The following is a 9,139-nucleotide window of genomic DNA, read 5'->3' as shown; positions in this document are numbered from 1 at the left end:
GCCCACCCCAGAATCCCGATGCCGATCACCAGCGCGAGCCATGCCTTGCCAGTGAGTTGATAGAGCCAATCCCTCATGTTGTTTACCTTTTTTGCGAGTTGATAACCCGTCAATGGTAAAGGCTGGAGCGCTATTGAATAAATAGCAAAAAATCGAGATCAGGCTTGGGATTGGGGCCTTTTAGGCAGAAAGAATTCATCGAAGATCGCGAGCACTTCGGGGAAGTCCCGGCTGAAATTCGGGCGGTTCACGAAATAGGCCTCGCAGGCGACCGCGAAGAACTCGCTGATCGATGTCGCCCCGTAGGCATCGAGCCAGGGCGGCTCGGCGCCGAAGCGTTCGGCCAGGATGGTCTTTTCGCGGAAGTCTTCGTAGGCGGGTTTCATCACGGCCATCCACGCCGCGCGGGCCTCGCGCGCATTGCGCTTGCCGGCAAAGCCGGCGGGCAGTGGCGGGCAGCCGTTGGCGTCGCCGTTGCGCATGTCGATCTTGTGGGCGAACTCGTGGATCACGACGTTGTAGCCGCGGTCCGAGGTGATGCTGCTCGCGAGCACGTCGTCCCAGCTCAGCATGACGGGGCCGCGGTCCATGGCCTCGCCGGCCACGACTTCGTTGTACTCGTGCACGACCTGCGCGTCGTCGACCACCTTGCGGCGGGCCACGACCTCGGAGCGGTGCACCACGATGCCGACGAAGTCGTCGTACCAGGCCAGGCCGCCCTTGAGATGCAGCACCGGCAGCACGGCCTGCGCGGCGATGGCCAGCGCCACCTCATTGGTGATGCTGAAGTTGCGGGCGCCGTGGAATTCCTTGTCGCGCAGGAACTCGGCGGTGAGGGCGCGCAGCCTTTGCAGGTCGGCGGCGGGGCGATCGGCGAGGAAGGCGTAGCGCATGAGCACCGCCTGCCATGCGGCATCGGGAATCGGGGGCAGGGCGCGCAACCGGCGCAGCCACTTGAACATCGGCGGCGGCGGCGCGGCTAGCGCAGGTCGACGCGCTGGGCGCCGGCGGGGGAAAGACAGAGCAATTGCGCGCGCGGCGGATGCGCGGCTGCGTCCCAGTCGCTCAGCACGATGCGGCGCATGCCTTCACCCAGGTCGTGGTCGGCGGGGCGGTGCGTGTGGCCGTGCACCAGCGTGTGGGCCTGGGCCTGCCGCAGCCATTGGCGCGCGGCGGCGGTGTCGACGTCGGCCCAGACGACGGAGGGATCGCGCTTGCGGTCTTCGCTCTGCACCCGCATCGAACGCGCGAGCGCGCGGCGCTCCTCGAGCGGGCGCGCGAGAAACGCGGCCTGCCACGCGGGCGTGCGCACCTGGGCGCGGAACTTGAGGTAGTCGGTGTCTTCGAGGCAGAGGGCGTCGCCGTGGCTTAGCAGCCAGCGCTGGCCATGCAGCACCAGCACCGTGGGGTCGTCGAGCAGCGTGAAGCCGCACCGTGCCGCGAGTGCGGGTCCGACCAGGAAGTCGCGATTGCCGTGCATGAAGTACACCGGCAGCCGCTGTGCCGTGCGGCGCAGCAGTTCGGCGCATTGCGCCTCGAAGCCGGGCTGGGCGGCGGCATCGTCGCCGACCCATACTTCGAACAGGTCGCCGAGGATGATCAGCGCGTCGGCCGGCGTGGTCTGCAGGTAGCCCTGCCAAGCCTCGAAAGTGGCGGGCTCGCCGGCCTGCAGGTGCAGGTCGGAGATCAGGTCGACAGTGCGCCAGGTGGCGGGCGCCACCAGTTCATTGAACACCGTCATCGCTGCCGCCACCGGGGGCTCGCGATCACTCTGCAGTGACGACGGCCTTCTCGATCACGACGTCTTCGAGCGGCACGTCGTCATGGAAGCCCTTGCGGCCCGTCTTCACGGCCTTGATCTTGTCGACCACTTCGGTGCCGGCAATGACCTTGCCGAACACGGCATAGCCCCAGCCCTGGGCCGAAGGCGCGGTGTGGTTCAGGAAGCCGTTGTCCGACACGTTGATGAAGAACTGGGCCGTGGCCGAGTGGGGCGCGCTGGTGCGGGCCATGGCGACGGTGTAGTTGTCGTTCTTCAGGCCGTTGTTGGCTTCGTTCTCGATCTCGGCGCCGGTGGGCTTTTGCTTCATGCCGGGCTCGAAACCGCCGCCTTGCACCATGAAGCCGGGGATCACGCGGTGGAACACCGTGTTGTCGTAGTGGCCCTTCTTGACGTACGAGACGAAGTTCTCGACCGACTTGGGCGCCTTGGCGGCGTCGAGTTCGAGCGTGATGACGCCGTAGTTCTTGATGTGCAGTTCGACTTGTGGGTTGCTCATTGGGGGACTCCTTCTTCGGAAAACGGATTACTTCGCCACCACGGTGGCGGACTTGATGGTGACGGGCTCGACCGGCACGTTCTGCATGCCGCTCTTGTTGCCGGTCTGGACGGCGCGGATCTTGTCGACCACGTCGGTGCCGGAGACGACCTTGCCGAACACGGTGTAGCCGTAGCCGTCGGGGTTGGGTGCGTTGAGCGAGTCGTTGTTCTTCACGTTGATGAAGAACTGCGAGGTGGCCGAATCGGGGTTGCCGGTGCGGGCCATGGCAATGGTGTACTTGTCGTTCTTCAGGCCGTTGCCTGCCTCCAGCGGAATGGGCGCACGGGTGGGCTTCTGCTTCAGGTCGGCGGTGAAGCCGCCGCCCTGGATCATGAAGCCGTCGATGACGCGGTGGAACACCGTGCCGTCATAGTGCTTGTCCTTGACGTACTGCAGGAAGTTCTCCACCGACTTCGGCGCCTTGGCGGCGTCGAGCTCGACCACGATGTCGCCGGCCGAGGTGGCGAGCTTGACGCGCGGGGAGGCGGTCTGAGCATGCCCGGTGGCGGCGAACGTGAGCGCGGCGGCCAGCACGAGGGCGCTTCGGCGGCTGAATCGGGAGAGTGCGTGGATCGTCAAGTGATGCTCCGTGTGCGAATGGGGGAGAGCGGGGGGCGCACGACGAATCGGTCGCCGTCGCGCGGGAGACCTCGCTCGCTTACTTGCTGGTGCGGCCGACCGGCTTGCGGATGACCACCGGCGCCGCGGGCAGCGCGGCGGCCTCGGCTTCGGTCTTGGGCGTGAAGATCTGGCGGATCAGCGCCAGCTTGGGCGCGACGCTCGGGTTGGTGCTGGCGAACTGCTGGGCGCGCACGTATTCCTGGGCCGCGAGGCGGGCGTACACGTCGCCAAGGTTCTCGTGCGCGGTGGCGTAGTTCGGATTGAGCTTGATGGCCTGTTCGAGCGCCGAGCGCGCCTGGTCGAACTTGCTTTGCGACGCATAGAGCGCGGCGAGGTTGTTGTAGGGCTCGGACAGCTCGGGGAAGTCCTGCGTGAGCTGGGTGAAGGCGGCGATGGCCTCGTCCTGCTTGTTCTGCTCGGTGAGGATCACGCCGCGCAGGAAGCGCATCTGCGGGTCGCGCGGCTTGCCGGCAATGTAGGTGTCGGCCTTGGCGAGCGCTTCGGCCGGCTTGCCCTGGCGCAGCAGCGTGTTCACGTCGTCATACTCGTTGGCGTGCGCGGCGCCCCACAGGCTGAACAGCAGGACGAAAGCAAGGGAGAGTCTGGAGAAAGCGGCGTGCTTCATGAAGCCTCGGAGTGGGAAGTGCGGGCTTGGGGAACACCCGGGAGATACTCGGCAGCAGCCGTTTATACTAGGTTGCATTGTAGCCGAGGGGCCATGTCCAACCCCTCGCGACCACAGCCCCCGTCACCCCTGAAAAACATCGTCGTTCGCCCGTGCCTCACGTGCGCGAAGCGACGTTTTCCGAATCTCATGAGTCTGCGCATCTACAACACGCTGTCGCGTGAATTGGAGGAATTCTCCCCCCTGCAACCCGGACAGGTGCGCATGTACGTTTGCGGCATGACGGTCTACGATTTCTGCCACATCGGCCACGCCCGCATGATGATGGCGTTCGACGTGGTGCAGCGCTGGCTGCGCGCCAGCGACTATGCCGTGACCTATGTGCGCAACATCACCGACATCGACGACAAGATCATCGCTCGCTCCGTGCAGCGCGGCATCACCATCCGCCAGCTGACCGACGAAGTGATCGCGGCCATGCACGAGGACATCGGCGCGCTCGGCATCGAGCCGCCCACCATCGAGCCGCGCGCCACCGAGTACGTGCCGCAGATGCTCGGCATCATCCAGAAGCTGGAGCAGAAGGGCCTGGCCTATCGCTCCGAGAACGGCGACGTGAACTACGCGGTGCGCAAGTTCCCGGGCTACGGCAAGCTGTCGGGCAAGTCGCTCGACGAACTCCATGCGGGCGAGCGCGTGGCCGTGCTCGACGGCAAGCAGGACCCGCTCGACTTCGTGCTCTGGAAGGCCGCCAAGCCGACCGAGCCCGCAGACGCCAAATGGGAAAGCGCCTATGGCACCGGCCGGCCGGGCTGGCACATCGAGTGCTCGGCCATGAGTTGCGCGACCTTGGGCGAGACCTTCGACATCCACGGCGGCGGCGCCGACCTGCAGTTTCCGCATCACGAGAACGAGATTGCCCAGAGCGAAGGCGCCAACGGCAAGCCGCTGTCGCGCTTCTGGGTGCACAACGGCTTCGTGCGCGTGGACAACGAGAAGATGTCCAAGAGCCTGGGCAACTTCTTCACCATCCGCGAGGTGCTGCAGAAGTACGACGCCGAGAGCCTGCGCTTCTTCCTGGTGCGCACGCATTACCGCAGCGCGCTCAACTACAGCGACGCGCACCTGGACGACGCCCGCAATTCGCTCAAGCGCCTGTACACCGCGCTCGATCTCGTTGCGCCGGCTGAAGTGGCCATCGACTGGACCCAGCCCTATGCCGCGCGCTTCAAGGCCGCCATGGACGAGGACTTCGGCACGCCCGAAGCCATTGCCGTGCTGTTCGAGCTGGCCGGCGAAGTCAACCGCACCAAGTCTTCCGAAACCGCGGGCCTGCTGAAGGCGCTGGCCGGTTCGCTGGGCTTGCTGCAGGGCGATCCGCGGGCGTTCCTGCAGGCCGGCAGCACGCTGGACGACGCGGCCATCCAGGCCCGCATCGCCGAGCGTGCCGATGCCAAGGCGGCGAAGAATTTCGCCGAAGCCGATCGCATTCGCCAGGAACTCCTCGAGCAGGGCATCGTGCTCAAGGACTCGCCCACGGGAACCACCTGGGCGGCCGCGCAGTGAACGGTACGACGAACCCCATGCCCGCCACCAAGAAGTCCAGCGTACAGATCTATACGCCGGACTATTGGGAAGAGGCGTGCAAGCACCTTTCCAAGAAAGACCGCGTCATGAAGCGGTTGATCCCGAAGTTCGGCGACGCCTGCCTGGAGTCGCGCGGCGACGCGTTCACCACGCTGGCGCGCAGCGTGGTCGGCCAGCAGATTTCGGTGAAGGCGGCGCAGACGGTCTGGGACAAGTTCGCGGCGCTGCCCCGCAAGCTGACGCCGGCCAACGTGCTCAAGCTCAAGGTCGACGACATGCGCGGTGCGGGCCTCTCGGCACGCAAGATCGAGTACCTGGTCGACCTGGCCCTGCACTTCGATTCGGGCCTGGTGCACGTCGATTCGTGGAAGGACATGTCGGACGAGCTCATCATCGAGGAGCTCGTGGCCATCCGCGGCATCGGCCGCTGGACCGCCGAGATGTTCCTCATCTTCCACCTGATGCGCCCGAACGTGCTGCCTGTGGACGACCTGGGGCTGCTCAACGGCATCAGCGTCAATTATTTTTCGGGCGATCCGGTCAGCCGCAGCGATGCCCGCGACGTGGCCGTGGCGTGGGCCCCGTATTGCAGCGTGGCGACTTGGTATATTTGGCGATCACTGGACCCGGTTCCAGTCGCATATTGAACACAGGAGAAGACGTTGGCGAAACGAACCTTCCTCGACTTCGAGCAGCCCATTGCTGAACTCGAAACAAAGATCGAAGAACTGCGCTATGTACAGACCGAATCGGCGGTCGACATTTCTGAAGAAATCGATCAGCTCGGCAAGAAAAGCCAGCAGCTCACCAAAGACATCTACAGCGACCTGACGCCCTGGCAGATCACCAAGATCGCCCGGCATCCGGAGCGCCCCTATACGCTCGACTACGTCAACGAGATCTTCACCGATTTCGTGGAGCTCCATGGCGACCGGCACTTTGCGGACGACCTGTCGATCGTGGGAGGCCTGGCGCGCTTCAACGGCGTGCCGTGCATGGTGCTCGGCCATCAGAAGGGGCGCGACACCAAGGAGCGCACCGCGCGCAACTTCGGCATGAGCAAGCCTGAGGGCTACCGCAAGGCCCTGCGCCTCATGAAGACGGCAGAGAAGTTCAAGCTGCCCGTGTTCACCTTCGTGGACACGCCCGGCGCCTACCCCGGCATCGACGCAGAAGAGCGCGGGCAGTCGGAAGCCATCGGCCGCAACATCTTCGAAATGGCGCAGCTCGAGGTGCCGATCATCGTCACCATCATCGGCGAGGGCGGCTCCGGCGGCGCGCTGGCCATTTCGGTCGGCGACCAGCTGGTGATGCTGCAGTATTCGATCTACTCGGTGATCAGCCCCGAGGGGTGCGCTTCCATCCTGTGGAAGACCAGCGACAAGGCGCAGGAAGCGGCCGATGCACTGGGCATCACCGCGCACCGCCTCAAGGCGCTGGGGCTGGTCGACAAGATCGTGAACGAGCCCGTCGGCGGTGCGCACCGCGACCATCGCCAGATGGCCGCGTTCCTCAAGCGCGCGCTCAACGACGCCTTCCGCCAGGTCAGCGACCTGAAGCCGAAGGAACTGCTGGAGCGCCGCTACGAGCGCCTGCAGAGCTACGGCCGTTTCAACGACACCAAGGCCGACAACGGCAGGTAACGCAGCCTCCGCCATGGACTCCGCTTTCGAACGCGCCATGGCCGCGTTCGAGCCGGCGCATTGGCCGCTGGCGGTGGGGTTCAGCGGCGGTGCCGATTCCACGGCCCTGCTGGCCGCCTGCGCGGCGCGCCGGCCGGGCGAGGTTGTCGCCTTCCACGTGCATCACGGGCTGCAGGCCGCGGCCGACGACTTCGAACGGCATTGCCTGAACGTCTGCGAACGTCTGGCCGTGCCGCTGCGCGTGCATCGCGTCGATGCGCGGCATGCGCGCGGAGACAGCCCGGAGGATGCGGCCCGCCGTGCCCGCTACAGCGCGTTTGCCGAGATGGCGCGCATGGACGGGAGCGCGCCGGCTATCCAATCGATAGCGCTGGGCCACCATGCCGATGACCAGATCGAAACCCTGCTGCTGGCGCTTTCGCGCGGTGCGGGTCTTCCGGGGCTGGCCGCGATGCCGGCGCGCGCGCAGCGGGGCGGGCTGGAAATCCATCGCCCTCTGCTGGCCGTGGCAGGTGCCGACATCCGTGAATGGCTGGCCGGGCGCGGCCTGCCGTGGATCGAAGACCCGACCAACGGCGACGCGCGCTACACCCGCAACCGGATTCGCGCCGTGGTGCTCCCGGCGCTGGCGCAGGCTTTTCCGCAGTTTCGCGCCACCTTCGCCCGCAGCATCGGCCATGCCGCCCAGGCCCAGGAACTGCTGGACGAGCTCGCAGCGCAAGACATGGAGACGGTGGGCAACCCGCCGCGCATCGCGACGCTGCAGACTTTGTCGCATGCCCGGCAGGCCAATGTGCTGCGCCACTGGCTGATGCAGGCCCACGGCGGCGCCCCCAGTGCGGCGCAGCTCGACCAGTTGCTCAGCCAGGTCCGCGCCTGCACCACGCGCGGCCACCGGATCCACCTCAAGGTGGCCGCGGGATTCATCGAGCGGAAGGGCGATTTCCTGCATTGGTACAATGCCCCGCCCTCGCCGAAGACTTTGCTCTGACAGCTTGCAGGGCGCCGCCTTTCAAGCGGCCCTTTTCTTTTCTCTGATTTCACCCATGGCATTGATCGTTCACAAATACGGCGGTACGTCGATGGGCTCGACCGAGCGCATCAAGAATGTCGCCAAGCGCGTCGCCAAGTGGGCGCGCGCAGGCCACCAGATGATCGTGGTTCCGAGTGCCATGAGCGGCGAGACCAACCGCCTGCTCGGCCTGGCCAAGGAACTGGCGCCCAGCAAACCCGGCGTGGCGCACAACCGCGAGCTCGACATGCTGGCCTCGACCGGCGAGCAGGCGTCGTCGGCGCTGCTGGCCATCGCGCTGCAGGCGGAGGGCGTCGAGTCGGTCAGCTACGCCGGCTGGCAGGTTTCGGTGCGCACCGACAACTCCTACACCAAGGCCCGCATCGAAAGCATCGACGATGCGCGCGTCATGGCCGACCTGAACGCGGGCAGGGTGGTGGTCATCACCGGCTTCCAGGGCGTGGACGACGACGGCAACATCACCACGCTCGGCCGTGGCGGCAGCGACACCTCGGCCGTGGCCATCGCCGCGGCCATGAAGGCGAACGAATGCCTGATCTACACCGACGTCGACGGCGTCTACACGACCGACCCGCGCGTCGAGCCCGACGCGCGCCGCCTGACGACCGTGAGCTTCGAGGAAATGCTCGAAATGGCGAGCCTGGGCTCCAAGGTCCTGCAAATCCGCTCGGTGGAATTCGCCGGCAAGTACAAGGTGCCGCTGCGTGTGCTTTCGAGCTTCACGCCGTGGGACATCGACATCAATGAAGAGGCCAAGTCCGGCACGCTGATCACTTTCGAGGAAGACGAAAACATGGAACAAGCCGTCGTATCCGGCATCGCATTCAACCGCGACGAAGCCAAGATCTCGGTGCTCGGCGTGCCCGACAAGCCCGGCATCGCGTATCACATCCTCGGTGCCGTGGCAGACGCCAACATCGAAGTCGACGTGATCATCCAGAACCTGAGCAAGGACGGCAAGACCGACTTCAGCTTCACCGTGCATCGCAACGAATACGCGAAGACGGTCGACCTGCTGCAGTCGAAGGTGATGCCTTCGCTGGGCGCGACCGAGATCGTCGGCGACACCAAGATCTGCAAGGTCAGCATCGTGGGCATCGGCATGCGCAGCCACGTGGGCGTCGCCAGCAAGATGTTCCGCGTGCTGAGCGAAGAGGGCATCAACATCCAGATGATCTCGACCAGCGAAATCAAGACCTCGGTCGTGATCGACGAAAAATACATGGAACTTGCGGTGCGCGCACTGCATAAAGCGTTCGATCTGGATCAACCGAGCGCCTAAGTAATGGCATAATCGTGGCTTCTTTCA

10 protein-coding genes are annotated in these 9,139 nt (G+C 65.3%); 5 read left to right on the top strand and 5 right to left on the bottom strand.

The features are described from left to right. Positions 1-158: 158 nt before the first annotated feature. The 5 genes from AC1RVW_RS25755 to AC1RVW_RS25735 all read right to left on the bottom strand — a co-directional run bounded on the left by AC1RVW_RS25755 (position 159) and on the right by AC1RVW_RS25735 (position 3,567). Complete coding sequence (locus tag AC1RVW_RS25755; RefSeq protein ID WP_493203402.1) at positions 159-962, bottom strand: M90 family metallopeptidase; 804 nt, start codon at positions 960-962, stop codon at positions 159-161. Positions 963-979: 17 nt separating this feature from the next. Continuing rightward, on the bottom strand, positions 980-1,741 hold the full coding sequence (locus AC1RVW_RS25750) for a UDP-2,3-diacylglucosamine diphosphatase (RefSeq protein WP_493203400.1): 762 nt from the start codon (positions 1,739-1,741) through the stop codon (positions 980-982). 25 nt (positions 1,742-1,766) lie between these two features. Beyond that, a complete protein-coding gene (locus AC1RVW_RS25745) occupies positions 1,767-2,279 on the bottom strand; it encodes a peptidylprolyl isomerase (RefSeq protein WP_081270927.1) in 513 nt (170 codons plus the stop codon). Positions 2,280-2,306: 27 nt separating this feature from the next. Continuing rightward, positions 2,307-2,900, bottom strand: a complete 594-nt coding sequence (locus tag AC1RVW_RS25740) for a peptidylprolyl isomerase (RefSeq protein ID WP_493203398.1) — start codon at positions 2,898-2,900, stop codon at positions 2,307-2,309. A 79-nt stretch (positions 2,901-2,979) separates the two neighbouring features. Then, positions 2,980-3,567 (bottom strand): tetratricopeptide repeat protein, encoded by a 588-nt coding sequence (locus tag AC1RVW_RS25735; RefSeq protein ID WP_081270925.1) that lies wholly within the window; start codon positions 3,565-3,567, stop codon positions 2,980-2,982. A gap of 189 nt (positions 3,568-3,756) precedes the next feature. Between AC1RVW_RS25735 and cysS the strand changes: the two genes are divergently transcribed. Genes cysS through AC1RVW_RS25710 form a run of 5 tightly spaced genes read left to right on the top strand, consistent with a single transcriptional unit; the run spans position 3,757 to position 9,112 of the window. Next, on the top strand, positions 3,757-5,133 hold the full coding sequence (gene cysS, locus AC1RVW_RS25730; RefSeq protein ID WP_493203396.1) for a cysteine--tRNA ligase: 1,377 nt from the start codon (positions 3,757-3,759) through the stop codon (positions 5,131-5,133). A gap of 17 nt (positions 5,134-5,150) precedes the next feature. Next, complete coding sequence (locus AC1RVW_RS25725; protein ID WP_106934823.1) at positions 5,151-5,801, top strand: DNA-3-methyladenine glycosylase family protein; 651 nt, start codon at positions 5,151-5,153, stop codon at positions 5,799-5,801. Positions 5,802-5,816: 15 nt separating this feature from the next. Further along, a complete protein-coding gene (locus AC1RVW_RS25720) occupies positions 5,817-6,797 on the top strand; it encodes an acetyl-CoA carboxylase carboxyltransferase subunit alpha (RefSeq protein WP_081270922.1) in 981 nt (326 codons plus the stop codon). Positions 6,798-6,810: 13 nt separating this feature from the next. Further along, the gene (gene tilS / locus AC1RVW_RS25715) at positions 6,811-7,788 is read left to right on the top strand and encodes a tRNA lysidine(34) synthetase TilS (RefSeq protein ID WP_493203394.1); all 978 of its coding nucleotides are present in this window, start codon (positions 6,811-6,813) and stop codon (positions 7,786-7,788) included. A gap of 55 nt (positions 7,789-7,843) precedes the next feature. Next, positions 7,844-9,112 carry an aspartate kinase gene (locus tag AC1RVW_RS25710; RefSeq protein ID WP_081270920.1) on the top strand — a complete coding sequence of 423 codons (1,269 nt, stop codon included), beginning with the start codon at positions 7,844-7,846 and terminating at the stop codon, positions 9,110-9,112. The last annotated feature ends 27 nt before the right edge of the window (positions 9,113-9,139 follow it).

This window comes from Variovorax sp. MPBD4-3 (assembly GCF_058809745.1).
This window is presented reverse-complemented; position numbering and strand designations above follow the sequence as displayed.